24 protein-coding genes are annotated in these 25,469 nt (G+C 65.8%); 21 read left to right on the top strand and 3 right to left on the bottom strand.

Features of this window, described 5'->3' with window-relative positions; all coding sequences use genetic code 11:
- On the bottom strand, positions 1 to 2,984 hold a 2,984-nt coding region (gene rne / locus LY622_RS16005), incomplete at its 3' end, for a ribonuclease E (RefSeq protein ID WP_234291811.1).
- A gap of 782 nt (positions 2,985 to 3,766) precedes the next feature.
- Here rne and LY622_RS16000 point away from each other — a divergent pair.
- The 3 genes from LY622_RS16000 to sppA are packed head-to-tail and all read left to right on the top strand — an operon-like array spanning position 3,767 to position 6,527.
- Positions 3,767 to 4,714, top strand: a complete 948-nt coding sequence (locus LY622_RS16000) for an RluA family pseudouridine synthase (RefSeq protein ID WP_234281587.1) — start codon at positions 3,767 to 3,769, stop codon at positions 4,712 to 4,714.
- A gap of 36 nt (positions 4,715 to 4,750) precedes the next feature.
- Positions 4,751 to 5,401, top strand: coding sequence for an HAD family hydrolase (locus LY622_RS15995; protein WP_066446307.1), 651 nt, complete (start codon positions 4,751 to 4,753; stop codon positions 5,399 to 5,401).
- A 22-nt stretch (positions 5,402 to 5,423) separates the two neighbouring features.
- Positions 5,424 to 6,527, top strand: a complete 1,104-nt coding sequence (sppA, locus tag LY622_RS15990; RefSeq protein ID WP_234291810.1) for a signal peptide peptidase SppA — start codon at positions 5,424 to 5,426, stop codon at positions 6,525 to 6,527.
- Between the two features lie 196 nt (positions 6,528 to 6,723).
- Here sppA and LY622_RS15985 read toward each other — a convergent pair whose 3' ends face one another.
- Positions 6,724 to 7,305 carry a Maf family protein gene (locus tag LY622_RS15985; RefSeq protein ID WP_234291809.1) on the bottom strand — a complete coding sequence of 194 codons (582 nt, stop codon included), beginning with the start codon at positions 7,303 to 7,305 and terminating at the stop codon, positions 6,724 to 6,726.
- A 267-nt stretch (positions 7,306 to 7,572) separates the two neighbouring features.
- Between LY622_RS15985 and LY622_RS15980 the strand changes: the two genes are divergently transcribed.
- The 18 genes from LY622_RS15980 (at position 7,573) to LY622_RS15895 (ending at position 23,809) form a co-directional block, all read left to right on the top strand.
- Positions 7,573 to 8,100 (top strand): YceD family protein, encoded by a 528-nt coding sequence (locus LY622_RS15980; protein ID WP_234291808.1) that lies wholly within the window; start codon positions 7,573 to 7,575, stop codon positions 8,098 to 8,100.
- Positions 8,101 to 8,133: 33 nt separating this feature from the next.
- A complete protein-coding gene (gene rpmF / locus LY622_RS15975) occupies positions 8,134 to 8,304 on the top strand; it encodes a 50S ribosomal protein L32 (protein WP_234291807.1) in 171 nt (56 codons plus the stop codon).
- Between the two features lie 35 nt (positions 8,305 to 8,339).
- On the top strand, positions 8,340 to 9,365 hold the full coding sequence (gene plsX / locus LY622_RS15970) for a phosphate acyltransferase PlsX (RefSeq protein ID WP_234281773.1): 1,026 nt from the start codon (positions 8,340 to 8,342) through the stop codon (positions 9,363 to 9,365).
- A gap of 18 nt (positions 9,366 to 9,383) precedes the next feature.
- The gene (gene fabD / locus LY622_RS15965) at positions 9,384 to 10,337 is read left to right on the top strand and encodes an ACP S-malonyltransferase (RefSeq protein WP_234291806.1); all 954 of its coding nucleotides are present in this window, start codon (positions 9,384 to 9,386) and stop codon (positions 10,335 to 10,337) included.
- 80 nt (positions 10,338 to 10,417) lie between these two features.
- The gene (gene fabG / locus LY622_RS15960; protein WP_234291805.1) at positions 10,418 to 11,161 is read left to right on the top strand and encodes a 3-oxoacyl-ACP reductase FabG; all 744 of its coding nucleotides are present in this window, start codon (positions 10,418 to 10,420) and stop codon (positions 11,159 to 11,161) included.
- Positions 11,162 to 11,284: 123 nt separating this feature from the next.
- Positions 11,285 to 11,518, top strand: a complete 234-nt coding sequence (acpP, locus tag LY622_RS15955; protein ID WP_008956801.1) for an acyl carrier protein — start codon at positions 11,285 to 11,287, stop codon at positions 11,516 to 11,518.
- 194 nt (positions 11,519 to 11,712) lie between these two features.
- A complete protein-coding gene (fabF, locus tag LY622_RS15950; RefSeq protein ID WP_439649507.1) occupies positions 11,713 to 12,951 on the top strand; it encodes a beta-ketoacyl-ACP synthase II in 1,239 nt (412 codons plus the stop codon).
- Positions 12,951 to 13,778: an aminodeoxychorismate lyase gene (pabC, locus tag LY622_RS15945; RefSeq protein ID WP_234291804.1), complete on the top strand. Its 828-nt coding sequence runs from the start codon at positions 12,951 to 12,953 to the stop codon at positions 13,776 to 13,778. Before fabF ends, pabC begins: the two co-directional genes overlap by 1 nt.
- A gap of 13 nt (positions 13,779 to 13,791) precedes the next feature.
- The gene (mltG, locus tag LY622_RS15940) at positions 13,792 to 14,796 is read left to right on the top strand and encodes an endolytic transglycosylase MltG (protein WP_234291803.1); all 1,005 of its coding nucleotides are present in this window, start codon (positions 13,792 to 13,794) and stop codon (positions 14,794 to 14,796) included.
- 11 nt (positions 14,797 to 14,807) lie between these two features.
- Complete coding sequence (gene tmk / locus LY622_RS15935) at positions 14,808 to 15,614, top strand: dTMP kinase (RefSeq protein WP_234291802.1); 807 nt, start codon at positions 14,808 to 14,810, stop codon at positions 15,612 to 15,614.
- Positions 15,605 to 16,621, top strand: coding sequence for a DNA polymerase III subunit delta' (locus tag LY622_RS15930; RefSeq protein ID WP_234291801.1), 1,017 nt, complete (start codon positions 15,605 to 15,607; stop codon positions 16,619 to 16,621). The genes tmk and LY622_RS15930 overlap by 10 nt, the downstream gene beginning before the upstream one ends.
- A 25-nt stretch (positions 16,622 to 16,646) precedes the next feature.
- The gene (locus tag LY622_RS15925; protein WP_066448748.1) at positions 16,647 to 16,982 is read left to right on the top strand and encodes a PilZ domain-containing protein; all 336 of its coding nucleotides are present in this window, start codon (positions 16,647 to 16,649) and stop codon (positions 16,980 to 16,982) included.
- A gap of 54 nt (positions 16,983 to 17,036) precedes the next feature.
- Entirely contained in the window at positions 17,037 to 17,882 is an 846-nt protein-coding gene (locus LY622_RS15920) for a TatD family hydrolase (RefSeq protein ID WP_234291800.1), read from the top strand.
- A gap of 75 nt (positions 17,883 to 17,957) precedes the next feature.
- Positions 17,958 to 18,509 carry a DUF1285 domain-containing protein gene (locus LY622_RS15915; protein ID WP_234291799.1) on the top strand — a complete coding sequence of 184 codons (552 nt, stop codon included), beginning with the start codon at positions 17,958 to 17,960 and terminating at the stop codon, positions 18,507 to 18,509.
- On the top strand, positions 18,506 to 20,719 hold the full coding sequence (locus LY622_RS15910) for an ATP-dependent helicase (protein WP_234291798.1): 2,214 nt from the start codon (positions 18,506 to 18,508) through the stop codon (positions 20,717 to 20,719). The genes LY622_RS15915 and LY622_RS15910 overlap by 4 nt, the downstream gene beginning before the upstream one ends.
- A 67-nt stretch (positions 20,720 to 20,786) precedes the next feature.
- Positions 20,787 to 21,608, top strand: coding sequence for a sulfurtransferase (locus tag LY622_RS15905; protein ID WP_234291797.1), 822 nt, complete (start codon positions 20,787 to 20,789; stop codon positions 21,606 to 21,608).
- Between the two features lie 95 nt (positions 21,609 to 21,703).
- On the top strand, positions 21,704 to 22,711 hold the full coding sequence (locus LY622_RS15900; RefSeq protein WP_234291796.1) for a Gfo/Idh/MocA family oxidoreductase: 1,008 nt from the start codon (positions 21,704 to 21,706) through the stop codon (positions 22,709 to 22,711).
- A 9-nt stretch (positions 22,712 to 22,720) separates the two neighbouring features.
- A complete protein-coding gene (locus LY622_RS15895; protein WP_234291795.1) occupies positions 22,721 to 23,809 on the top strand; it encodes a DegT/DnrJ/EryC1/StrS family aminotransferase in 1,089 nt (362 codons plus the stop codon).
- 60 nt (positions 23,810 to 23,869) lie between these two features.
- On the opposite strand, the gene LY622_RS15890 is transcribed toward LY622_RS15895, so the two are convergent.
- Positions 23,870 to 25,469 (bottom strand): electron transfer flavoprotein-ubiquinone oxidoreductase (locus LY622_RS15890; protein ID WP_234291794.1); only part of this gene is annotated, 1,600 nt, incomplete at its 5' end.

Raw genomic sequence — 25,469 nt, 5'->3', positions numbered from 1 at the left:
GGCTGCTCGGGCTTGGCTTCCGCCTTGGGCGCGTCGGCGGGCTTCTCTGCCGGCTTGGGTGCCTCTGGCTTGGGCTGCTCGGCTTTCGGCTGCTCAGGCTTGGCTTCCGCCTTGGGCGCGTCGGCGGGCTTCTCTGCCGGCTTGGGCGCCTCTGGCTTGGGCTGCTCGGCTTTCGGCTGCTCGGGCTTGGCTTCCGCCTTGGGCGCGTCGGCGGGCTTCTCGGCCGGCTTGGGCGCCTCTGGCTTGGGCTGCTCGGCTTTCGGCTGCTCAGGCTTGGCTTCCGCCTTGGGCGCGTCGGCGGGCTTCTCGGCCGGCTTGGGCTGCTCGGCCTTCGGCTGCTCGGGCTTGGCCTCTGCCTGGGGCGCGTCGGCGGGCTTCTCGGCCGGCTTGGGCGCCTCTGGCTTGGGCTGCTCGGCCTTCGGCTGCTCGGGCTTGGCTTCCGCCTTGGGCGCGTCGGCGGGCTTCTCGGCCGGCTTGGGCGCCTCTGGCTTGGGCTGCTCGGCCTTCGGCTGCTCGGGCTTAGCCTCTGCCTTGGGCGCGGCGGTGGGCTTCTCAGCCGGCTTGGGCGCCTCGGGCTTGGGCTTATCGGCCGCTTTCTCTACCGGCTCGGGCGACTCGGGCTGGGCCTGGGCGGTATCCGCGGCTTCGGCCTGCAGGCGCTTCTGTTCGGCTTCTGCCTGGGGGTTGATGGCATGCTTGCGTGTGCGATTGCGCGGGTTGTTACGTGTCCGCTTCGGCTTGCCATCATCCACCTTGGCGGCTTCGGCCGGCTTGGCGCTTTCGGCAGGCTTCTCCGCTGCCTTTTCCAGCGGCTTGTCGGCGCTATCCGGTTTCTGACGACGGGCCGAGTCGTCACGGCCGCGCGAGGGTTGCCGGCTTTCCTGACGATTCTCCTCCTGCTGCTGAGGCCTCTCTTGCCGACCTTGGCCGCGGCCGCCCCGATTGCCCCGGGCGTCACCACGGCCGGAGCCGGCTGAGCTTTCTTGACGATCACTGGCTTGACGATCACTGGCTTGACGATCACTGGCCTGGCGATCACTGGCTTGGCGATCGCCGCGTCCGCCTTCCTGTTGGCGGCCCTGGCCGCGCTGGCCGCGAGCATCGTCACGCCCCTCGCCACGCTGCCGGCGCTGGCGACCGCGGCCATTGCGCTCGTCACGGTCGTCACCGCGGGATTGCGGTTCGGCCGCGGCGGCAGGCTTGCGAGGCGTTTTGCTTTCGGTCTCGGTGGTATCAGGGGTGCCCAGCCACTTGGCCATGCCCTTCACCAGGCGACCGAGCACACCGGGGCTGCTCGGCAGCGCAGGCGGCGGGGTCGCCTCGGTGGCACTCTCCTGCGGCTCTGGCTGCTGCTGTTGCTGCAGCGACGGGGGAGCGGGCTCGTTATGGATGACCGTCTTCACCGCCGCTTCAGTACGCAATACCGGCTTGGCGATGCTGGCGTCCGGCTCCTTGCCCACTTCGGTGTCGACCGAGAGCTCGAAGCTGGACTTCTCATGCTCGCCATCCTCCTCGACATGATCATCGCGCAGGCGCTGGACATCGTAATGGGGCGTGTCCATGTCGGGGTTGGGCAGCACCAGCACACGCACGTCCTGGCGGCTCTCGATATCGGCCAGCACGGCGCGCTTCTCGTTGAGCAGGTAGGTCGCGACAGGTACCGGCAGGATGGCGCGGATCTGTGCGCTGCGCTCCTTCATGGCCTCTTCTTCGATCAGGCGCATGATGGAGAGCGACAGGGAGCGCACGTCACGGATGGTGCCCTGGCCGTTGCAGCGCGGGCAGACCACGCCGCTGGTTTCGCCCAGGGATGGGCGCAGGCGCTGGCGTGACATCTCCATCAGGCCGAAGCGGGAGATGCGGCCGATCTGCACCCGGGCGCGGTCCAGCTTGAGGGCGTCGCGCATGCGGTTCTCGACTTCCCGCTGGTTGCGCGCGGGGCTCATGTCGATGAAGTCGATCACCACCAGGCCGCCGATGTCGCGTAGACGCAGCTGGCGGGCGATCTCGTCGGCGGCCTCGGAGTTGGTCTGCAGGGCGGTCTCTTCGATATCGCTGCCGCGGGTGGCGCGGGCCGAGTTGATATCGATGGAGACCAGCGCCTCGGTATGGTCGATGACGATGGAGCCGCCGGAGGGCAGCTTCACTTCACGCTCGTAGGCGGTCTCGATCTGCGATTCGATCTGGAAACGCGAGAACAGGGGGACCTCATCGGCGTAGAGCTTGATCTTCTGCTGGTAGGAGGGCATCACCTGGCGAATGAAGGTCAACGCTTCCTGATGCACGACCGGGCTGTCGATCAGCACCTCGCCGATATCCTGGCGCAGGTAGTCGCGCATGGCGCGAATGATGACATTGGATTCGCGATAGATCAGGAAGGGGGCCGGACGCTTGACGGCCTCCTCGGTGATCGACTCCCACACCTGTACCAGGTAATCGAGGTCCCACTGGAGCTCTTCGGTGCTGCGGCCGATGCCGGCGGTGCGCACGATCACGCCCATCTTGTCCGGCACGGTGAGTTCGCCCATGGCCTCCTTGAGCTGGCTGCGCTCGTCACCCTCGATTCGGCGCGAGATGCCGCCGGCACGGGGGTTGTTGGGCATCAGTACCAGGAAGCGGCCGGCGAGGCTGATGAAGGTGGTGAGTGCCGCCCCCTTGTTGCCGCGCTCCTCCTTGTCGACCTGGACGATGACTTCCTGGCCCTCCTTGAGCACCTCCTTGATGCTGGGGCGCCCCGAGGTCTCCTTGAGGAAGTACTCGCGGGAAATCTCCTTGAGGGGGAGGAAGCCGTGTCGATCGGCACCGAAGTCGACGAAGGCGGCTTCGAGGGAAGGCTCTACCCGGGTAATCTTGCCGCGGTAGATATTGGCTTTTTTCTGTTCCCTGGCACCGGATTCGATGTCCAGGTCGTAAAGGCGCTGTCCATCGACCAGAGCAACCCGCAGTTCTTCAGGCTGGGTCGCATTGATGAGCATCCGTTTCATAGTGTCTCGCAAACTGGACGCACCGGTGGGCATCGAAGAAGGCGAACCTCTGGGTGCTGCGTGCTCGTGCTCAGCGCATGTCGCGGATGCACAGTGGCGCCCGATCGTACCGGTACCCAGGATGGGTCCAGCACGACATGATCATGTTGAGTACTCGGCGGAGGCAGGACATGTCTCGGTGGGCTGTTCCCATCCGGCCCTGCGGTCACCGCCAGACACCTGGCATTCATCGATTCGCCAACGCCGGCCACCGGCACGATGTTGAACGATTCCCGTGGCCACCGCCCGCCAATCTGGCGGGCCGGGATCCGGGCGTGGCGTAACTGCTTGTTTGTCGCTATCCATCGGTAGCGGTGTATCCGTAGCGATCAGCCGTGTGACTCTCGTCGCTTGTCACTTCCGCTCATGACGGGGGCTTTCGCTACGTCTTGCTTGCTACTGTTCTGGTGACTGCTTTTCGATATCAATCAGGTTACTGCTTCGATACCAATTTTTCGCTACCAGTCTTTCGTCACTGCGGTCTTCATTACGTTCTTCAGGGTCTTGCTGTCGTATCGGTAACACTGGGTCACTCGTCGGCGGCGGGACCGAGTCAGCGGGTCGTCGCGGCCTGATTTCGTCGCTCCGGCCTGCGTGTCTGTCGGGCAGGCGCTTATGGGACCGAAGGGATCCATCCGAGCGAGCTGGCAATATAGCAGCAATGGTAATATGCGGCAATTGGCGCAGCGAGTGGCCGAGTAGGCTAGAATGCCCGCTCACAACAGGTTTCGAGCGGGAGTGTCATGACCGAAGGGCGCGACGTACAGTGGGTGGAAGTGGGCGAGGGCCAGGTCGGCCAGCGAATCGACAACTTCCTGATGACGCGCCTCAAGGGCGTGCCGCGTCCCCTTGTCTATCGCATCGTGCGCAAGGGCGAGGTGCGGGTCAACAAGAAGCGGGTCAAGGTCGATTACCGACTGGTGATGGGCGATCTGGTGCGTATCCCGCCGCTGCGGATGACGCCCCGTGAGGCGGTGAGGGAGGTCAGCGACAGCCTGCGCAATCTGCTGGCGGGAAGCGTGCTGGTGGAGGGGCGTGACTGGCTGGTGATCAACAAGCCGGCTGGGCTGGCCGTGCACGGCGGCAGTGGCGTCAAGATCGGCCTGATCGAGGCGCTGCGCCAGGTGCGCGAGGATCTCGACTTTCTGGAGCTCGTGCACCGGCTGGACCGCGATACCTCCGGCTGCCTGCTGCTGGCCAAGTCGCGGCCGGCGCTGCTGGCCCTCAACGATGCGCTCAAGCAGCACAAGATGGACAAGCAGTATCTCGCCCTGGTGGCAGGGCGCTGGCCGGAGAAGCGTGAGTTCATCAGCGCCCGCCTGGAGCGCTTCGATGCCGGCAACGGCGAGCGGCGGGTGAGGGTCGATGCCGCCGGCAAGGTGTCGCGCACGCGCTTCGGCGTGCGCGAGGCCTTCCCCAGGGCGACCCTGATCGAGGCGGAGCCGGTAACCGGTCGTACCCATCAGATTCGCGTGCATGCGGCCCATGCCGGCTTCCCGCTGCTGGGCGACGACAAGTATGGCACCCGGGAGGGTGAGGTGCTGTCACGCAAGCTGGGCTTGTCGCGCCTGTTCCTGCATGCGGCGTCGTTGACCTTTCCCGAGCCGACCAGCGGCAGGCCGGTGCAGATAAGGGCGCCGCTCCCCGACGACCTGGAAGCCGTGTTGCAGCGTGCCCGCAAGTTGACCTGACCCCTGCTGTCTTCCACCTCCTGAACCGGAGCCTCGATGCGTTATCGACTGGTGATATTCGACTGGGACGGTACCCTGATGGATTCTGCCGCCCGTATCGTCGCCTGCATGCAGGCGGCATCCCGGGATGCGGGCTGGGGCGAACTGACCGACGATGCGATACGCGACATCATCGGCCTGGGTTTGCCCGAGGCCATCGACAAGCTTTGTCCCGGGATCGATCCCGAGCGCTCGGAGCTGCTGCGCAGTCGCTACTCCTTCCATTTCGTCCAGGGCGATACCACGCCAATGCGCTTCTTTCCCGGGGTCGAGGCGGGTGTCGCGGGCCTGCGTGGCATCAGCGAGCGTCGCCTGGCGGTAGCGACCGGCAAGAGCCGGCGCGGCCTGGATCGCATCTTCCGCGAGAGCGGAAGCGGCGACTGGTTCCATGCCAGCCGTACCGCCGACGAGACGCGCTCCAAGCCGCACCCTCAGATGCTGGAGGAACTCCTGATCGAGCTGGGCGTCGATGTCGAGGAGGCGGTGATGATTGGCGACACTGAATATGATCTGGAGATGGCTCGGGCGCTGGGCATGGACCGGATCGCCGTGACCTGGGGGGTGCATGCTCCCGAGCGACTGGCGGCCAGCCGCCCCGTGTTCACTGCTGAAGCGGTGCCGGAGCTGTTTGACTGGTTGAATCGATAACCGGCGGTAAGGGACGCGATCCATGAGTGATGACAAGCGGGACGACAAGCGGGAAGCGGGGCAGGAGGACCGCTGGACCCAGGGGCCCGAGTTGAGCCCCGAGGAGGCGCGGCGGGCGAGGGAGGCACAGGCCGCCACGTCGCCCCCGCCACCGGAGAGTGCCGAGGTCCTGCGTGAGCGTCAGCGGCTGGCTCAGCAGGAGATGCTGGATCGGTGGATCGGTGGCGTGCTGGTGGAGCAGCGTCGTACCCGGCGCTGGAAGCTCTTCTTTCGCTTCTTTTTCGCCGCGCTGATACTGGCGTCGCTGTCGGCTACGCTCTACGGCCTCTTCATTGACCCGGGGGCGCGTGAGCCCGAGCGGCAGCACCTGGGCGTGGTCAAGGTTCACGGTGTCATCGACAGCGAGTCGCCGGCCAGCGCCGAGCGCATCATCAGGGGGCTCAATCGGGCCTGGGAGGCGGAGAGCGCCGCTGCGGTCGTGCTGCACATCGATAGCCCCGGCGGCAGTCCCGTTCAGTCTCAGCGCGTCTTCAACGAGATCCTCCGGCTGCGCGAGCAAGGCGACAAGCCGATCATCGCCGTGATCGAGGATATCGGCGCCAGCGGCGCCTACTATATTGCCGCCGCGGCCGACGAGATCGTGGCGGCGCCGGCCAGCCTGGTGGGGTCGATCGGAGTGATATTCGCCAGCTTCGGCTTCGAGGAGGCCATCGAGCATCTGGGTATCGAGCGCCGCATCTATGTCAGTGGCGAGAACAAGGGCTTCCTCGATCCCTTCTCGCCGGTGGCACCCGAAGAGCGAGACTTCTGGCAGACGGTCATGGATACCACGCACCGGCAGTTCATCGATGCCGTCCAGGCCGGGCGCGGTGACCGACTGGCCGACGACAACAGGCTCTTCAGCGGGCTGATCTGGAACGGGGAGCAGGCGCTGGAGCTGGGGCTCGTCGATGGCATCAGCAGCCTGGACGCCCTGTCCCATGAGCTGTTCGACGAGCTGCGCATCCATGACTATACGCCTCGTCTCGACCCGTTCGAGCGCCTGTCCCGCCAGTTCGGTCGCGTCGCCGCCGAGTGGGCCGGCGTGCCGTCTAGCCAGTCGCCGGTACGCTACCAGCTGCCGTAGTTCGAAGCTGGAGGCCCCCGCTTTGCATGTCGGTGCCGGGTATCGACAGGTGCCTCGGTGACGGGGAGAGGCGCCGGGGGCAGGGCGGAGCGGAGGTCATTCTTCAAGGATGAAGAATGTAGCGCCCAGGGATGGGTTCACAGCGCCTCCGCGCAGGCCTGTCGCCGGGGAAGCCGCGGCTTTAGGCAATCAAGGGCTAGGCTAAGGGATCCAGCCCCGCCTCGCGCAGCAGGGCACAGAGGCGGATCAGCGGTAGGCCGACCAGGGTGTTGGGGTCATCGCCCTCGAGTTTCTCGAACAGGGCGATGCCCAGCCCCTCCATGCGGAAGCTGCCGGCGCTGTCCAGCGGCTGCTCCCGCTCCACGTAGCGGGAAATCTCGGCGGCGCTGAGCTGGCGAAACACGACGTCGTAGCGCTCGTGGCAGACCCAATGGCGTCCTGCGCGGCTGTCGATCAGCGCCAGGCCGGTGAGAAAGCGCACGCGATGCCCGGAGAACCGCGCCAGCTGCGCGCGCGCCGTGGCGGCGTCGCCGGGCTTGCCGAGAATGCCCCCGTCGAAGACCGCCACCTGGTCCGAGCCGATGACCAGGTGGTCGGGGTATGCCTGGGCCACGCTGGCGGCCTTGGCCAGGGACAGGCGGTGTACCAGCGCTTCGGGGGGCTCGCCGGGGCGCGGCGTTTCGTCGATATCGGGGCTCGCCCAGTCGAACGGCAGCCCCAGGCGCTTGAGCAGTTGGCGGCGCCAGGGTGAGCTTGAGGCGAGTACGAGTCGTGGCATTGACGTCTCCTGAAAGAGTGGGGCCGCATGCGGTGCATCGACGGCCTGGGGAAACGCCGCACAAATGCCTGCGCGAGCGAATCGCTGCGTTGCGCGGTGCTCAGAATCCTCACATATACCGCATATGCTCCGGTTCTTGTGCTCCGTGCGCCTTGCGCTTCAACTCGCTCGGCGATTTGTTCAGCGCCTCCCTGGAACGACACTATTGTAACCCGACGCGAAGGCGTCTTTGACAGGGGGCGGGGGAGTGCCTATCATTGCGCGCCTATGTTGACCTCACGACTTCCCAATAGGGTCGAGCCCTACAAGCTCGCCGCCCGCGCCGAACGCCTCGAAGGCCTGGTGGCGCTCGACCAGTTCGAGCGTCTCGCCGAGCAGGTGGGTGCGCAGGCGGGCGACTGCCAGGTATGGCTCGACTTTGCCATCGACCCCCAGGGGCGCCGCGTGATTCACGGCCGCCTGGAGGCCGGGTTGCAGCTGCCTTGCCGTCGCTGCCTCGAGCCGCTGTCACAGCATGTCGAAAGCGAATTCCTGCTGGGCATGGTCACGAGCGACGCGCTGGCGGCGGAGCTGCCGAGCACCCACGAACCGGTGCTGGTGGAAAACGAACAGCTGAACCTGCTGGAGATGGTCGAGGATGAACTCATTCTCAGCCTGCCCCAGGTGGTTTACCACGACGAGGCCCTGTGTCGGGTCTCGCGCGACCAGCTGAGTAGCGGGGAGGAGGCCGAATCGCCCGAGCCGACTCCCGCGAGTCCCTTTGAGGTGCTGCGTCGTCTCAAGGACAAACCCTGATTCATTTGTCGATTCACTCTGGAGTGATTTCCCATGGCAGTTCAACAGAACCGTAAGACCCGTTCCAAGCGCGGCATGCGTCGTAGCCACGATGCGCTGACCGGCCCGAACCTGTCCCAGGACAAGGAGACCGGCACCACTCACCTGCGTCACCACATTGCTCCCGACGGTTTCTACCGTGGTCGCAAGATCGTCGACGCCTGAGTCGACACCTTGTCAGTGATGCTCGGCCGTTGAGTGTGCGGGTCGCTGTCGATGCGATGGGAGGAGATTCGGGCCCAACTGCTGCCGTTCAGGGATCGGCAGCGGCGGTGCTGGCCCGGCCAGGCCTGTCGATCGACCTGTTTGGCCCTCGCGACCTGCTGGAATCCGAGCTAGAGAGCCTGCCGCGGCACCTCGCCGCGGCTGGTTCGCATTTGTCTATCCAGCATGCCCCCGAGGTGATCCGCCAGGACCAGCGTCCCACCGATGCACTGCGTCGGGGTGGCGATACCAGCATGGCTTTCATGCTGGCGCATCTGTCACGTGGCGGTGCGATGGCCGGCGTCAGTTCGGGCAACACCGGTGCGTTGATGGCGCTGGCACGGCGCGAGCTGGGGACGGTGGCGAACATTCCGCGTCCGGCCATCAGTACGGCCATCCCCACGCGAGGCGAGGGGCGCTGCTACCTGCTGGACCTGGGGGCCAATGTCGATGTCACCGCCGAGCGGCTGGTCGACTTCGCCCGCATGGGCAGTGTCATGGCGCGACACATCGACGGTCTGGCATCGCCGCGGGTGGCGCTGCTGAACGTGGGTAGTGAAGGTACCAAGGGCAGCGCCAGCGTACGCGAGGCGGATGCCTGCCTGAGCGGCATGGCGTCGCTGAACTATTGCGGCTTCGTCGAGGGCGACGGTATTTTCGCCGGCGCTGCCGATGTGGTGGTCTGCGATGGCTTCGTCGGCAATGCGGTGCTCAAGGCAAGCGAAGGTCTGGCGCGGATGCTCATCGAGCGCGTGCAGGCGACTTTCGAGGCGCATTGGGGGAGTCGTCTGGTGGGGATGCTCGCCCGGCCGGCGCTGCGGCGATTGAAGAATGATCTGGACCCGGTGCGCTACAACGGCGCCAGCCTGCTTGGGCTCGACGGAATCGTGATCAAGAGCCATGGCGGCGCCGATGCCACTGGCTTCTCCTATGCCGTGTTGCGCGCGGTGCAAGAAGTCAGTCGAGGCCTCCCGTCTCAGCTGGCTCTTGAACTGGGTAGCCGGCATGAACGGACTCAATAAGAGCAAAGGTGAAACGACATGACCCAACCTCTTGCCCTCGTATTTCCCGGGCAGGGCTCCCAGCAGATTGGCATGCTGCGCGAGTTGGCCGAACGCTATAGCGTCGTCCGCACGACCTTCGAGGAAGCAGCCGACGCGTTAGGCTACGACCTGTGGAAGGTAGTACAGGAGGGCCCCGAGGAGGCGCTCAACGCTACGGCGTGCACCCAGCCGGCTCTGTTGACCGCCAGTGTCGCCATTTGGCGGGTCTGGCAGGAGCTGGAAGGGCCGCGGCCGGGTGCCATGGCGGGGCACAGCCTGGGCGAGTACAGCGCCATGGTCTGTGCCGGTGTCATCGGTTTTGCCGATGGTGTTCGCCTGGTCAAGCTGCGCGGTGAGGCGATGCAGCAGGCCGTGCCGGTTGGCCAGGGAGGCATGGCGGCGATTCTTGGCCTCGACGATGCTACCGTTGAAAAGGCCTGTGCCGAAGCCGAGCAGAATGATGTGGTCGCGGCGGTCAACTACAATGCGCCGGGACAGGTCGTGATTGCCGGCAGCAAGGCGGCGGTCGAGCGGGCCATCGTGCTGTGCCAGGGGGCGGGTGCCAAGCGCGCCATGCCGCTGCCGGTATCGGTGCCGTCGCATTGCGCACTGATGCAGCCGGCGGCCGAGGAGCTCAAGGCCGCCATGGCTGGGCTCGACATGCGTCCGCCGCGCTATACCGTCTATCAGAACGTCGATGCCCAGGCGCATGCGGATGTCGAGACGCTGCGCACGCGCCTGATCGAACAGCTCTATCAGCCGGTGCGCTGGACTTCCTGCGTCGAGGCCATGGTGGAGGGTGGCGCCGAGGTGTTCATCGAGTGCGGCCCGGGCAAGGTCTTGACCGGACTTGGCAAGCGCATTGCCAAGGGTAGCAAGGGCTTGGCGGTCAACGACCCTGACAGCCTGGGAGCCGCTCTGGAGCTGGCTCGCGAGGCCGCTGCGCAATGACGGCCTGAGCCGTTGGGCGAGGCAAGCCATAGGGGTGGGAGTACCCCTCGGATTCAACAGCATTCAAATCGGGAACCGCTATGACGAGCGAACGCAGAATCGCCCTGGTGACAGGAGCCAGCCGCGGCATTGGGCGGGCCATCGCCCACGAGCTGGGTCGACAGGGACGGATCGTGATCGGCACGGCCACGACCGACGCCGGTGCGGCGAAGATCGACGAGGACCTTCGCGCCAACGGCATCGAAGGAGCTGGGCGCGCACTCGACGTAACCGACCAGGCCAGCGTCGACGCCCTGGTCAAATCGATCACCGATGAGTTCGGTGCCCCCACCATACTGGTCAACAACGCCGGCATCACCCGTGACAATCTGCTGATGCGGATGAAGGAAGACGAGTGGGATTCGGTGCTCGACACCAATCTCAAGTCCGTCTATCGGGTCACCAAGGCCTGCCTGCGCGGCATGACCCGGGCTCGCTTCGGCAGGATCGTCAGTATCAGCTCCGTGGTGGCGACCATGGGCAATCTGGGACAGACCAACTATGCTGCCGCCAAGGCTGGCATGGAAGGCTTCACCCGTGCGCTGGCGCGCGAAGTGGCGTCGCGGGCGATCACCGTCAATGCAGTGGCGCCCGGTTTCATCGCCACCGACATGACCCAGAGCCTGCCCGAGGAGCAGCACAAGGCGCTGCTCAACCAGATTCCTCTGTCACGGCTCGGTGAGCCCGCAGAGATTGCCGCAGCCGTCGGCTTCCTGACCGGCGAGAGTGCTGGCTATATCACCGGCGAGACCCTGCAGGTCAACGGTGGCATGAACATGCGTTGAGGCTCCCGCTGGTCGGCGGTTGCGCCGACGGGGGGGCGTCTATAAACTACCCCGCAGCTTGAGGTTGCGGACCAAACGGCTGGTCATCTGAACGGCTAACTTGAACGATTGGAGTACGTCATAATGAGCACCATTGAAGAGCGCGTGAAGAAGGTTGTGGCCGAGCGCCTGAACGTCAAGGAAGAGGACATCCAGAATAGCTCCTCCTTCACCGAAGATCTGGGCGCTGATTCCCTGGACACCGTCGAGCTGGTCATGGCGCTCGAAGAGGAATTCGATACCGAAATTCCCGATGAGGAAGCCGAGAAGATCACCACCGTTCAGGAAGCTATCGATTACGTCAACGCCCACCAGTAAGGGCGCGGTCGTAACCGCTTGCTGAGGTGTATGGGTCCGTTTGAGCGACCCTCGAAAGCCGTCCTGTTGGCCAGGGCGGCTTTCGCTATATTGGGGCGGGTTGTTTGCTGCCCAAGGAGGGGGCATCTTCGGTATAATGCGCCCATTGACGGCCCTGTGGACGGGCCGTGTCATCAAGGTTGTCGGGAGGAATACTGATGGCTCGTAGAGTTGTGGTGACCGGACTGGGTCTGGTGACACCGGTGGGCAACACCGTTGACGAGAGCTGGGGAAACATCCTGGCCGGCAAGAGCGGCATCGCCCCTATCGAACATTTCGATGCCACCAGCTTCAACACCCGGTTCGGTGGGTCGGTCAAGGACTTCGATATCAGTCCTTACCTCAACCCCAAGGATGCCCGCAAGATGGACCTGTTCATCCAGTACGGGATTGCAGCAGGTGCCCAGGCCATTGCCGATGCCGGCATCGAGTGCACCGAAGAGAACGCCGAGCGTATCGGCGTGGCGGTGGGCTCCGGCATTGGTGGGCTGCCGATGATCGAGCATAACCACAATGCGTTGAACAAGGGTGGCGCGCGCCGTATCTCGCCGTTCTTCGTGCCGGGCTCCATCATCAACATGATCTCCGGCAATCTGGCGATCCAGCACGGCTTTCGCGGCCCCAACATCGCCATCACCACCGCCTGTACCACCGGGACCCACAATATCGGCTACAGTGCCCGAACCATCGCCTATGGCGATGCCGACGTGATGATCTGCGGCGGCGCCGAGATGGCGACCACGCCGCTTGGCCTCGGTGGCTTCTCTGCCGCCCGGGCGCTGTCGAACCGCAACGACGACCCCACGGCAGCCAGTCGCCCCTGGGACCGCGACCGCGACGGGTTCGTCCTTTCCGATGGCGCCGGCATCCTGGTGCTCGAGGAGTACGAGCACGCCAAGGCACGCGGCGCGAAGATCTATGCCGAGCTGACCGGGTTCGGCATGAGCGACGATGCCTTCCACATGACGGCTCCGCCGGAAGATGGCAGTGGCGCGGCGCTCTCCATGCGCAATGCCATTCGCGATGCGGGCATCGAGCCTGCCGAGGTCGACTACATCAATGCCCACGGCACCTCGACCCCGGCCGGCGATCTGGCCGAGACCCGGGCCGTGAAGAAGGTCATGGGCAGTGCGGCGAATTCGGTGGCGGTCAGTTCCACCAAGTCGATGATCGGCCACCTTCTGGGTGCCGCCGGCGCCGTCGAGGCGGTGTTCTGCATACTGGCCATCCGCGACCAGGTGGCACCGCCGACCATCAACCTGGACAATCCCCAGGAGGGATGCGACCTGGACTACGTGCCGCATACCGCCCGCGAGATGAAGATCGATGTGGCGCTGTCCAACTCCTTCGGCTTCGGCGGCACCAACGGTACCCTTGTCTTTGCCAAGGTGTGATGAGCATGCCCCAGGCGCCTGAACATCCGTGGGTGCCAATGGATGATCGCGGCCTGGCCTATGGTGACGGCCTGTTCGAAACGGTGCTGGTTCGCGATGGCACACCGTTGCTATGGGGCCAGCACATGACTCGCCTGGCCCGCGGTTGCCAGGTGCTGGGCATACCGCTGCCGCCGCGAGACGAGCTGGATCGCCTGCCAGGCCAGGCCGGGCCGGGACTCCGGGTGCTCAAGCTGATCCTCACCCGGGGTAGCGGTGGGCGGGGCTACCTGCCGCCGGCCTCCTCCTTGCCTCGCCTGCGTTGGCAGGCGATGGCCTTTTCCCCGCAGCCATCGCGCTGGCGGGATGGGGTGCGAGTCCGGCATTGCCGGCTCAGGCTTGGCATTCAGCCGCTACTGGCCGGACTGAAGCATCTCAATCGGCTGGAGAACGTGCTGGCCCGAGACGAATGGGCGGATCCCGATCTGGCGGAAGGCGTGCTGTGCAACAGCGACGGCTGGCTGGTGGAGGCGACGTGCATGAACCTGTTCTGGCAGCGGGAGGGGCGCCTGGAGACACCGCGGCTGGACGACAGTGGCGTGGCGGGCACCCTGCGGGCGGCCTTGCTGGAGCATCTCCCTGTCAGCGAGGTCAAGGCGACACCGGACGTTCTGGCCGGGGCCGAGGCGGTCTGGCTGGTCAACTCGGTACAGGGGGCCTGGCCGGTAGCTAGGCTCGATGACGCCGAGGGTGCCAGGCTGGCGAGCTGGACGATAGGCCGTCCCCATCGGCACCTTCAGGCCGTGGCCCACGACCTGCTGGAGTATCCGATGGGCTTTGCAGAGTGAACGAGGAATTCGGATGTTGCGTCTAGTCAAGTTTCTGGTGGTGCTGGTGGTTGTGGCCGGCCTGGCGGCCTTTGCCGGCTATCGCTATTGGGAGAGCCGGCTCGAGGCACCCATCGCGGTGGAGGAGGAGACCCTCTACGAAGTGCCGCGGGGGGCGGGTTTCAATCGCGCGGTGTTGGATCTGGCGGAACGTGGCGTGATCGAGGACGTCTGGGCCTTTCGTCTGTTGACCCGCCTCGAGCCCGAGGCGATTCCGCGGCTGCGTGCCGGGGAGTATATGCTCGAGCCGGGCATGAGCGGCCGTGACCTGATCGAGCTGCTGGGCAGCGACCGGGTGGTGACCTATCCGCTGACGATCCCCGAGGGCTGGACCTTCCGCCAGATGCGCGCTCATCTCGATGCGGCACCCAAGCTGGAGAATCGCACCGAAGGGCTCTCCGACGACGAGGTGATGGCCCTGCTCGAGCGCGAAGATCGCTTTCCCGAGGGCTGGTTCTTCCCCGATACCTATCGTTACCACAAGGGCATGAGCGACCTGGATATCCTGCGCCAGGCGATGCTGCGCATGGAGCGCGTCCTCGATGAGGTGTGGGAAGGGCGCAGCGACGACCTGACCATCGAGACGCCCTATGAGGCATTGATCATGGCCTCGCTGATCGAGCGTGAAACCGGCGCCCCGGAGGAGCGGCGCGAGATTGCCGGCGTCTTCAAGCGGCGCATGGAGACCGGGATGCGCCTGCAGACCGACCCCACGGTGATCTACGGCATGGGTGAGCGCTACGAGGGGCGCATCACCCGGGCGGACCTGCGCGAGGCCACCCCCTACAATACCTATGTCATCGATGGCATGCCGCCCACGCCCATCGCCATGCCGGGGCGTGCCTCGCTGGAGGCGGCGGTGGATCCGCTGCCGGGCGAGACGCTCTACTTCGTTTCCCGGGGCGATGGGACGCATCATTTCTCGCGCACCCTGCGCGAACACAATAATGCCGTGAATCGGTATATCCGCAATCGCTGACGGGAGCAGGCATGTACCATAGAGATCCCGAGCAGCCAGCGAGAGACGCCGGGGACAGGCCGGAGAGGAGGTCCTACGCCAGGGATGGCGTCGGTAGCGTACAGGGAGGTATTCACAGCGCCTCCTCGAAGGCCTGTCCCCGGGAAAGTTCCGAGCGGAATGGCAATCAAGGAAAAGGTCGCTTTATCACCCTTGAAGGCGGTGAAGGAGTCGGCAAGTCGACCAACCTCGCCTGGGTGGCCCAGTGGCTGACGGCACGGGGCGTCGAGGTGGTCCGTACCCGCGAGCCGGGCGGCACCCCGCGTGCCGAGGCCATACGTGAACTGCTGCTGGACCCTTCCGGCGACGAACCCCTCGATGCGGATGCCGAACTGCTGCTGGTCTTCGCCGCTCGCGCCCAGCACCTGGCGCAGCAGATTCGCCCGGCGCTCGAGCGGGGCGCCTGGGTCCTGTGCGACCGTTTCACCGATGCCACCTTTGCCTACCAGGGCGGTGGGCGCGGCATCCCGGCGGCGCGTATTGCCGAGCTCGAGCGGTTCGTCCAGCGCGACCTTCAGCCCGACCTGACGCTGCTGCTCGACATGCCGGTGACCTCGGCCCAGCGACGCCTGCAGGGGCGCCTGAGTGCCAGCGGCGAGGTGCGCGACCGCTTCGAGCAGGAGCGCAGCGCCTTTTTCGAAGCGGTGCGCAGCGTCTACCTGGAACGCGCGTCCGGCTCACCACAGCGCATGGCGGTCATCGATGTCGATGCGCCCCTGGAGGTCGTGCAGGCGCGCCTCGCCGCCTGCCTGGAAGCCCGGGTGACACCATGGCTATAGACAACGCGGCGGAGCAAGCCGCGGGTATTGCCCAGCCGCTGCCCTGGCAGAACGAGCGGTGGGGGCAGTTCCTGTCGCAGTACCAGAGCGGGCGCCTGCCCCATGCGCTGCTGCTGTCCGGCCCCCGCGGGGTCGGCAAGCAGCAGTTTGCCGAGGCGCTGATCGCCCGCCTGCTCTGCGTTACGCCGGGAGAGGCCGCCTGTGGCCATTGCCACGGCTGTCATATGCTGGCCGCCGGCTATCACCCCGACCTGCTGCGGGTCTCACCGGAGGAGGGCAAGCGACAGATTCGCATCGACCCCATTCGCGAGGTCAACGCCTTCGTCGCCCAGACGGCCCAGCAGGGCGGCCATCGCGTCATCGTGCTCAGCCCGGCCGAGGCGATGAACGTGGCGGCCTCCAACGCCCTGCTCAAGAGCCTGGAGGAGCCGGGGCAGCGGACCCAGTTCATTTTGCTCGCCGACGTCCCCTCGCGGCTGCTCGCCACCATCCGCTCGCGCTGTCAGCACTGGAGCCTGCCGGTGCCCGAGCCGGAACAGAGCCAGGCATGGCTGGCCGAACAGCTGGGCGGCACGGAGGAGGCGGCGTTCTGGTGGCAGGTGTCCGGTGGGCTGCCGCTGCTGGCATTCGAGCTGGCGGCACCCTCGGCGCGTGCCTTGCGCCAGCAGCTTCACGAAACCTTCGATGCACTGGTACGGGGAGCGGAGCCGGTGGCCGAGGCCGCCCGCCTGGACCGGCAATCCACGGAGTCGATCCTGTGGTACGGTATCGCCTGGCTCGAGGATCTGATCCGGCTGGGGCTTTCCGGGGATGCGGCCCGGGTCCGCAACCCCGACCTGCTGCCGCTCTACCGGCAGGCCGTCAAGAACGCCCGGGTTCGCGACTGGTTCCGACTGCTGGACTATGCTCGAGAGCAGCGCCGCCTGCTGGCTGCCGGCGGCAACCCCAACCCCCAGCTGGTTCTCGAGGCCTGGCTGGTTCGATGGTCGGCCCTGTTGCGTTCCTGATACAGGGGTAAAGGGAGGAGATCGCATGTCACCACAGAAAGCCCTGTCGCTGACCATTCAGGACACGCAGACCCTGCTTTCCGCCTACATGCCGCTGCTGGAGCGGGGCGGAATCTTCGTGCCCACCCGCGAGCGCTACGAGCTGGGCCAGGAGGTCTACCTGCTGTTGACCCTGCCTGGCGACAGTGAGCGGATGCCGGTGACCGGCCAGGTGGTCTGGGTCTCGCCGGATGGCGTGGCCGGACGCCGCGTGCCCGGTATCGGCATCCACTTCAGCCCCGAAGACCAGCCGGTGCGGGACCGGATCGAAACCCTGCTCGCCGGCCAGCTGGACAAGGGCGCGCCGACCTACACCCTCTGAGCGGCAGCGCCTGCCGCTGACTTGCCGCCCCTCACCTGATGAGTCGTTTTTCGCATGTTCGTCGATTCCCATTGTCATCTTGACCGCCTCGACCCTCGGACACACGGGGGCGATATCGCCGCAACCCTGGATGCCGCCCGTGCCTGCCAGGTTCGCCAGTTCCTGGCCATCGCGGTGACGCTGGATGCGGTGCCCGAACTGGCCAGGATCAGCCGCGAGCACGCCGACGTGGTGATCTCCGCCGGCGTCCATCCGCTGCATCGGGTGGATGACGAGCCCGACGTCGAGGCGATCAAGGCCTGTGCCGACCGGTATGGCGCCGTGGCCATCGGTGAGTGCGGGCTCGATTATCACTATCTCGACAAGGCCCCCGATAGCGTGCCGCCGCGGGAGGTGCAGCTGGAGCGCTTTCGTCGCCACCTGATTGCCGCCACTGAACTCGAGCTGCCGGTCATCGTGCATACCCGGGAAGCCCGGGAGGAGACCCTGGCGCTGATTCGCGAGCATACCGACCCGGCTGTCGGTGGCGTGCTGCACTGCTTCACCGAAGACCTGGACATGGCCAGGGAGGCCGTGCGTCACGGCTTTTCGATCTCGCTTTCGGGTATCGTCACCTTCCGCAACGCCGAGTCGATTCGCGACGTGGCTCGTCGGGTGCCGCTGGACCGGCTGCTGATCGAGACGGATAGCCCCTACCTGGCGCCGGTGCCTCACCGGGGCAAGCCCAACGAGCCGGCCTGGGTGGTCGAGGTGGCCGAGTGCATCGCGCGGGAGCGGGGCATCAGCATCGAGGAGGTCGCCATGCAGACCACCGCGAATTTCTACCGGCTGTTTCGAGCGGCCGCGCCGGAGGCGCCCGCAGAGATTCGAGAAGCCCTGGCCACTGCCGGCCTGGTATAGACTGGTGTCAGTGACTTCCGTTGCAGCAGCCAGGACCAGAGAGACCCGCTCAGCCACTCATGCCGGAGGCAGTCGATGAACCTGGAGCCGCTACTCGAGCATGTGGAGCCGGTTGGACAGATACCTCCCGTGGATCGCTGGCATCCACAGCAGGTCGGTGAGATGGACCTGAAAATCGTTACCGACGGGCGCTGGATTCATGAAGGCACGGTCATTGGGCGCCCGCGCCTGGTCAGGCTGTTGTCGACCCTGCTGCGCCGTGAGCAGGATGGCCACCATTACCTGGTGACCCCGGTCGAGAAGCAGCGCATTCAGGTGGAGGACCGCCCCTTCGTGATCGTCGATGCCGAGCAGGACGGGAAGGACTGGTGGCTGACCACCAACGTCGGCGACCGGCTGTGCCTGGGTGAGGCGCACCGCCTGACGGTAAGCGATACCCCCGATGGGGTGGCTGTGCCCGAAGTCGCCATACGCTTCGGCCTCTCGGCCAGGCTGGGGCGTAACGTGTTCTATCGCCTGGTGGAGGGCGCCGAGCAGCGCACCACCGATACCGGCCGGATCGAGCTGGGGCTCTCCAGCGGCGGTGTCTGGCAATCGCTGGGCGAACTGCCGGACGATGCTTCGTGAGACTCACCGCGGAGCAGCAGGCCGTGGTCGTGCATGGCGCCGGACATGCCCGGGTCGCCGCGGTGGCCGGTGCCGGCAAGACCACCACGCTGGTGGCCCGGGTGCTGCATCTGCTGGCCAGTGGCGTGCCCGCGAACCGTATCCTGGTGCTGATGTTCAATCGCTCGGCCCGGGAGGACTTCCAGCAGCGCCTGGTGGCCATGGCCCCACAGGGCCAGCGGCTGCCCGATGTGCGCACCTTTCATGCGCTTGGCCATCGGCTGACCGGTAGCCTGACCCGCTGGGGCGTGCTGCCTGAGCGTCGCCTGCTTTCCGCCGACTGGCAGGTGGAACGCCTGCTGCGCCAGGCGACCCTGGAAGTGCTGGAGGACCCTACGCAGCGCGAGACGGCCCTTGAGGCGGATACCCTCGAGGCGCTTGCCCATTTCTGTGGCCTGGTGAAGGCCGAGATGTTGGCGCCGGCGGCCCTCTATGAGCGCCTCGACTTCGGTGACGAGACGCGACACTTCGTGGAGGCCTTCCAGCGCCTCGAGCAGCTACTGGCCGAACACGGATTGATGACATTTTCCGACCTGCTCTACCGGCCGCTGCGCGCACTGGAGGCCGACCCGCTGTTGGCAAAGCGTGTCCAGGGCTACCTCGACCACGTCATCATCGATGAGTATCAGGACATCAACCAGGCGCAGCTGCGCCTGCTGGCCACCCTGGCCGGAGCTGAAGCCGACGTCATGGCCGTGGGCGATGCCAACCAGTGCATCTACGAGTGGCGTGGCGCCCATCCCGACGCCATGCGTGAACACTTCACCGCCACCTTCGGCGCGGCCATCGACTACCCCCTTTCCACCACCTTCCGCCACGGCCATGCACTGGCGCTGACGGCCAACCACGCCATCGCCGCCAACCGTCGCAGGCCCGACCAGCTCTGCCTTGCCGCACCGGAGAACCCGCGCACTACCCTGGCCGTCGATCAGGGCAGGGAGGCGTTGCCCCAGGCGCTCGCCGCCTGGCAGGGTGAGGGGCGTCGTCTCGACGAGGCCTGCCTGCTGGTGCGCAGCTGGGCGCTGTCGGTGCCTTTCCAGCTGCGGCTGCTCCAGGCGGGCATTCCCTTTCGGCTCTCCCGCGAGGATCGCTTCGTGTTCCGGCTGCCGCTGGTGCAGGCCCTGTCCGGCTACCTGCGGGTGGCGAGGAATGCCGCCTTGCTGCAGGACCCCGAACTGGTGCGGCGGCTATTGGAGCAGCCGACCCCTTTCGTGGCCCGGGAACGGCTGTCGGCGTTGGCCAGCCGACTGGCGGAGACGCAGACCTTTCCCGACCGACACGACCCGCTGCTGGCCAGTCTCAAGCCGATACAGCGGCGTAACCTCAAGCGGCGCTGGGCCCTGCTCTGCGAACTGCCGCGCCTGGGCCTCTGGTCCCCCGCCCGCCTGCTGGCTCATGTGGTGGAGAGCCTCGACGCCGAGAAGGTGCTCAAGCGCGCCGCCGCACGCCGCGAGAAGGGCGAGGAGGATGTCCGGCTACTCGATGTGCTGGTGGAACAGGCCGGTGAGGTGAAGGAGATCGATGCCTTCATCGAACTGCTGGAGCGGCCGGTGGAGAACCACGCCGACGGCGTCTTGATCACCACGGTGCATGGCGCCAAGGGGCTGGAGTGGCCGCTCGTGGTCCTGGCCGGGGCCAATGAGGAGGACTTTCCCCATTACAGCCGCGACAACCCGCTGACCCCGGAGCGGCTGGAGGAGGAGCGGCGGCTCTTCTATGTGGCCATCACCCGCGCCCGGGAACGGCTGCTCATGCTGCATGATGGGGGAGCGCATCGCCCGAGTCGGTTCCTCGCCGAGATGGCCTGGCAGGATTGTACGCGGGTGGCTGCTCGCCTGGAGGGCGCCGACAGCGACGTCTCTCCGCTGGCCGTCACCTCGCCGGCGCTGGTGACCCGCTATCTCGAGACGCTGGGCCATGAGGTACCGCTTCGGACGCTGGCCGACCCGACCCTGGCCGAACCGCAGGCCGGCTATGCGACGGGTGAGTTCCTGCCCGGGCAATGGCTGCGGCACGCGGTTTTCGGCGAGGGCGAAATTGCCGTGGTGGAGGGCGATCCGGCGGATCCGGTCATCGAGGTGCGCTTTGCCCAGGCGGGACGCCGCCGCTTGCTGGCGCGGCGTGCTCCCATCGAGATGCTGCCCGCGCATCTGGCGGCATCGCCCCCCTGATATCGTCTCTCGAGATCGAACTACGTGAGATACCCTCAAGAGAGATCCTCAAGACAAGGAGCCGAACATGAGCCGTGTGCTGATATCCGCTGCGGAGCTTGCCGAATCACTCGAGGCGGGGAAGCCGCCACTCGTGCTCGACTGTCGTGTCCGCCTGGGGGAGCCGGGCGCTGGGCGGCGCCTATGGGAGGCGGGACATATTCCCACCAGCCAACATCTCGACCTGGATCGCGATCTCGCCGGGCCGCCGGGGGAGGGTGGGCGCCACCCCTTGCCGCCCCCCGATGCCTTCACCGCCGTGGTGCAGCGCCTTGGCATCACGCCCGGCACGCCGGTGGTCGTGGTCGATGACATGGGCGGGCAGTTGGCGGCGGCACGGGCCTGGTGGATGCTGTCCTGCTGGGCCGGCCATCCCGATGTTCGGCTCCTGGATGGTGGCTTGAGGGCATGGCAGGATGCGGGGGGGCCGCTGGTGCTTGGCCAGGAGCCTGCTCCTGAGCCCGCCACGTGGCAGCCATGCTTCGACGATGAGGCCTGGGTCGATGCCGATGCGGTGCTGGCTGGGGGTGACTTGAAGGTCGATGCGCGCAGCCTGGAGCGCTTTCGCGGCGAGGTCGAGCCCATCGACCCCGTGGCAGGCCATATCCCGGGTGCTCAATGTCGGCCCAGCGCGGCAAACCTGAACGACGACGGCCGTTTCAAGCCGGCCGGGCAGCTCGACGAAGAGCTGCCTGGTGCCGATTCGGTCATTGCCTACTGCGGCTCCGGCGTCACCGCCTGCCATAACATCCTGGCCTACGCGATTGCCGGCCGCCCCTTGCCCCGGCTCTATGCGGGGTCATGGAGCGAATGGATTTGCGATCCGGCAAGACCGGTGGCAAGGGACTGACTGAGCTAGGCTTGTAGTACTTCTTGAGCGACCCGTAGCCTCAGCCGCTGGGGCTTGAAGGAATCGACACGGAAGGGAATCCAGGGGATGACAACATGAATTTTGCGCTTATTGGTGCGGCCGGCTATATCGCGCCTCGACATATGCAGGCCATCAAGGACATGGGGCACACGCTGGTGGCGGCCTACGATATCAACGATTCGGTAGGCATCATCGATTCCATCTCGACCGATTGCGCCTTCTTCACCGAGTTTGAATATTTCATGGAGCATGCGTGGCGCCTCAGGCGCCAGCAGACCCAGGCGATCGACTACTGGGTGGTCTGCTCCCCCAACCATCTTCACAGCGCCCATATCACGGCCGGCCTCCAACTGGGGTGCGACGTGATCTGCGAGAAACCGCTGGTATCGACACCCGCCCAGCTCGACGAGCTTCACAGCGTGGAGGAGGAGACCCGTCGTCGCGTATACAGCATCATGCAGCTGCGCCACCATCCGGCCATTCATGAACTGCGTGACAAGGTGTTGGCAGAACAGATCGAGGGGCAGTACGACGTCGAACTGACCTACATCACGGCGCGGGGTCCCTGGTACCTGGCCAGTTGGAAGGGCGATCCGCGCAAGTCGTTCGGGGTGATGTCAGAGATCGGGATCCACTTCTTCGACATGCTGCATGTGATCTTCGGTGAGCTGAAGGCGCAGGTGCTGCACTACCACGACGAGCACAAGGCGGCCGGCTATCTTGAGTACGAGAAGGCCCGGGTGCGCTGGTTCCTCTCCATCGATGCCGAGGATCTACCCGAGCGAGTGCGTGGCCAGCATTCGACCTATCGCAGCATTACCTGCGACGGTGAGGAGTTCGAGTTCTCCAGCGGTTTCACCGACCTGCATACCGTCAGCTATCGCGAGATCCTCGCTGGCAGGGGCTTCGGCATCGAGACCGTGCGGCACTGTCTGGAGACCGTCTATGGCCTTGGCCAGGCGACTCCGGAATCACCGCGAGAAGACGAGGCGCATCCGCAACTGGGCAAGCTTTCAGCGGCACGCTCCGTGTCCGCTGCGCCGACGCCAGTGGTAGCGCTGAGGGGGGCTGAGGAGAGCTGAGGAGAGTTCATGCACTTCATCGATCTTGCTGCCCAGCAGGCACGGATCCGTCCGCAGCTCGATGCGGCGATGCGGACCGTACTGGAACATGGCCGCTATGTGATGGGGCCCGAGGTGGCCGAGCTGGAGCATCGCCTGGCCGACTATGTGGGCGTTGCCCACTGCATCGGTTGCGCCAATGGCACCGACGCGCTGCAGATCGCACTGATGGCCCTCGATATCGGCCCGGGCGATGAGGTGATCGTTCCCGGCTTCACCTTCATCGCCAGTGCCGAAAGCGTGGTCCTGGCCGGTGCCAGGCCGGTCTATGTGGACATCGACCCGCATACCTACCTGCTCGATCCCGCTCGGGTCGAGGCGGCCATCACACCGCGAACCCGTGCCATCATGCCGGTCTCGATGTTCGGCCAGTGCGCCGACATGGAAGCGATCGATACGCTGGCGCGCAAGCACGACCTGGCCGTGGTGGAGGATGCCGCCCAGAGCTTCGGTGCCACGCGGCATGGGCGCCGTTCCTGCGGCCTGTCACGCATCGCGTGCACCAGCTTCTTCCCCAGCAAGCCGCTCGGTGCCTACGGGGATGGCGGTGCCCTGTTCACCGACGACGATGCCCTGGCGGAGGCAGTTCGTCTCGTGGCACGCCACGGCGAGGCGCGGCGTTATCACCATACTCGGGTCGGCATGAACAGCCGGTTGGATACGCTGCAGGCCGCGATCCTGCTGACCAAGCTCACCATCTTTGACGAAGAGGTGGCGTTGAGGCAGCAGGCGGCCGAGCGCTATGATCGGCTGCTGGGCGAGTCCGGTGTCGTCACGGTGCCGTCCGTGGCGACAGGCAATACCAGCGTTCACGCTCAGTACAGCATCTGCATACCGCGTCGGGACGAGGTGCAGGCGAAACTGGCCGATGCCGGCATACCCACGGCGGTACACTATCCTGTGCCGCTCAATCACCAGCCCGCCGTTGCCGATCCTGGCTGCCAGTTGCCTGCCACCGAGGCGGTATGCCGGGAGATACTCAGCCTGCCGATGCATCCCTACCTCGAGCCCGAGCAGCAGCGGCGCGTGGTCGAGGTGCTGTTAAAGGCGTTGGGCTGAGGCCTTTCGGCGTCAACGAAAAGGGCGTGCCACCTGGCACGCCCTGTTCGTCCGATGCGACTACATGTTGGGATAGTTGGGGCCGCCGCCGCCCTCCGGTGCCACCCAGGTGATGTTCTGGGCCGGGTCCTTGATATCGCAGGTCTTGCAGTGCACACAGTTCTGGAAGTTGATCTGGAACTGCGGCTTGCCGTCGTCACCCTCGATCACCTCATAGACACCCGCCGGACAGTAGCGCTGGGCCGGCTCGGCATACTTGGGCAGGTTCTCGCGGATCGGTAGCTCCGGATCCTTGAGCTTCAGATGACAGGGCTGGTCTTCCTCGTGGTTGGTGTTCGACAGGAACACCGAAGAGAGCTTGTCGAAGGAGAGCTTGCCGTCCGGCTTGGGGTAGTCGATCTTCTCGAACTCACTGGCGGGCTTGAGCGCCGCATGATCCGGCGTCGTGTCGTGGAGGTTGGGCAGCTTGCCGCCCAGCAGCTGATTGACGAAATTGTAGGCGCCGCCGCCCACGGTGCCGTACTTGTGGATCGCGGGGCCGAAGCTGGCGCTCTCCTTGAGTTCGGCGTAGGCCCAGCTCTGCTCCCACTTCTCGGTGAAGGCGGTGAGTTCCTGGCCGCCCTCATCGCCAGACGCGATGGCCTCGAAGATCGCCTCGGCCGCCACCAGGCCCGACTTCATGGCGGTATGCAGGCCCTTGATCTTGGCGAAGTTCAGGGTGCCGGCGTCGCAACCGATCAGCAGGCCACCGGGGAAGGTCATCTTCGGCAGGCAGTTCAGGCCACCCTTGGTGATGGCGCGAGCGCCGTAGGCGACCCGCTTGCCGCCTTCCAGGTGCTGCTTGAGCACCGGGTGATGCTTCATGCGCTGGAATTCGTCGAAGGGCGACAGCCAGGGGTTCTGGTAGGAAAGGTCCATGATCAGGCCGACCACCACCTGCTGGTTCTCGGCGTGATAGAGGAACCAGCCGCCGTGGGTGTCCTTTGCCAGCGGCCAGCCGGAGCCGTGCAGCACCAGGCCCGGCTCGTGCTTCTCGGCGGGGATATCCCACAGCTCCTTGAGGCCGATACCGTAGTGCTGCGGGTCACGCCCCTCGTCCAGCTTGAACTGTTCGATCAGCCGCTTGCCCAGATGGCCACGGGAGCCTTCGGCAAACAGGGTGTACTTGGCCCGCAGCTCCATGCCCGGCATATGGCTATCCTTTGGCGTGCCATCGGCCGCAACGCCCATGTCGCCGATCAGGATGCCCCGGACCGTGCCATCTTCGTCCTGGATCACGTCCTGGGCGGCGAAGCCGGGGAAGACCTCCACGCCGAGTCCTTCCGCCTGCTCGGCCAGCCAGCGGCAGAGGTTGCCGGCGCTGATCACGTAGCGGGCTGACTCTCCACCGTGGTTCTGGCCGCCGGTATTGTGCATGCTCTTGGGCACCAGGGCGTTGGGCAGCTTCTGGGCCTTCTCGGCATCCTTGAGCAGGTAGAGCTCGTCACGAATGGCCGGCGTGGTGAGCGGGGCGCCGCGCTCTTCCCAGTCGGGAAAGAGTTCGGCCAGGGCACGGGGTTCGAAGACGGCGCCCGAGAGGATGTGAGCCCCCACCTCGGAGCCTTTCTCCACCACACATACCGTCAGTTCCTGTTCCGCCTCATTGGCCTGCTGCATCAGG

The sequence above is a fragment of the Halomonas alkalisoli genome, assembly GCF_021412585.1.
In the GTDB taxonomy this organism is placed as follows: domain Bacteria; phylum Pseudomonadota; class Gammaproteobacteria; order Pseudomonadales; family Halomonadaceae; genus Halomonas; species Halomonas alkalisoli.
The sequence above is the reverse complement of the archived record's forward strand: the minus strand, read 5'-3'. Positions and strand labels throughout refer to the sequence as shown.

What these genes read in the sequence shown, in the direction of transcription:
- LY622_RS15920 (WP_234291800.1), top strand. Translation starts at nt 17,037, where the DNA reads ATGTTCGTCGATTCCCATTGTCATCTTGACCGCCTCGACCCTCGGACA.
- fabD (WP_234291806.1), top strand. Translation starts at nt 9,384, where the DNA reads ATGACCCAACCTCTTGCCCTCGTATTTCCCGGGCAGGGCTCCCAGCAG.
- mltG (WP_234291803.1), top strand. Translation starts at nt 13,792, where the DNA reads ATGTTGCGTCTAGTCAAGTTTCTGGTGGTGCTGGTGGTTGTGGCCGGC.
- fabG (WP_234291805.1), top strand. Translation starts at nt 10,418, where the DNA reads ATGACGAGCGAACGCAGAATCGCCCTGGTGACAGGAGCCAGCCGCGGC.
- LY622_RS15900 (WP_234291796.1), top strand. Translation starts at nt 21,704, where the DNA reads ATGAATTTTGCGCTTATTGGTGCGGCCGGCTATATCGCGCCTCGACAT.
- tmk (WP_234291802.1), top strand. Translation starts at nt 14,808, where the DNA reads ATGTACCATAGAGATCCCGAGCAGCCAGCGAGAGACGCCGGGGACAGG.
- LY622_RS15925 (WP_066448748.1), top strand. Translation starts at nt 16,647, where the DNA reads ATGTCACCACAGAAAGCCCTGTCGCTGACCATTCAGGACACGCAGACC.
- pabC (WP_234291804.1), top strand. Translation starts at nt 12,951, where the DNA reads ATGAGCATGCCCCAGGCGCCTGAACATCCGTGGGTGCCAATGGATGAT.
- LY622_RS15980 (WP_234291808.1), top strand. Translation starts at nt 7,573, where the DNA reads ATGTTGACCTCACGACTTCCCAATAGGGTCGAGCCCTACAAGCTCGCC.
- acpP (WP_008956801.1), top strand. Translation starts at nt 11,285, where the DNA reads ATGAGCACCATTGAAGAGCGCGTGAAGAAGGTTGTGGCCGAGCGCCTG.
- LY622_RS15895 (WP_234291795.1), top strand. Translation starts at nt 22,721, where the DNA reads ATGCACTTCATCGATCTTGCTGCCCAGCAGGCACGGATCCGTCCGCAG.
- LY622_RS15930 (WP_234291801.1), top strand. Translation starts at nt 15,605, where the DNA reads ATGGCTATAGACAACGCGGCGGAGCAAGCCGCGGGTATTGCCCAGCCG.
- LY622_RS15905 (WP_234291797.1), top strand. Translation starts at nt 20,787, where the DNA reads ATGAGCCGTGTGCTGATATCCGCTGCGGAGCTTGCCGAATCACTCGAG.
- LY622_RS15995 (WP_066446307.1), top strand. Translation starts at nt 4,751, where the DNA reads ATGCGTTATCGACTGGTGATATTCGACTGGGACGGTACCCTGATGGAT.
- LY622_RS15915 (WP_234291799.1), top strand. Translation starts at nt 17,958, where the DNA reads ATGAACCTGGAGCCGCTACTCGAGCATGTGGAGCCGGTTGGACAGATA.
- sppA (WP_234291810.1), top strand. Translation starts at nt 5,424, where the DNA reads ATGAGTGATGACAAGCGGGACGACAAGCGGGAAGCGGGGCAGGAGGAC.
- LY622_RS15985 (WP_234291809.1), bottom strand. Translation starts at nt 7,305, where the DNA reads ATGCCACGACTCGTACTCGCCTCAAGCTCACCCTGGCGCCGCCAACTG.
- LY622_RS16000 (WP_234281587.1), top strand. Translation starts at nt 3,767, where the DNA reads ATGACCGAAGGGCGCGACGTACAGTGGGTGGAAGTGGGCGAGGGCCAG.
- rpmF (WP_234291807.1), top strand. Translation starts at nt 8,134, where the DNA reads ATGGCAGTTCAACAGAACCGTAAGACCCGTTCCAAGCGCGGCATGCGT.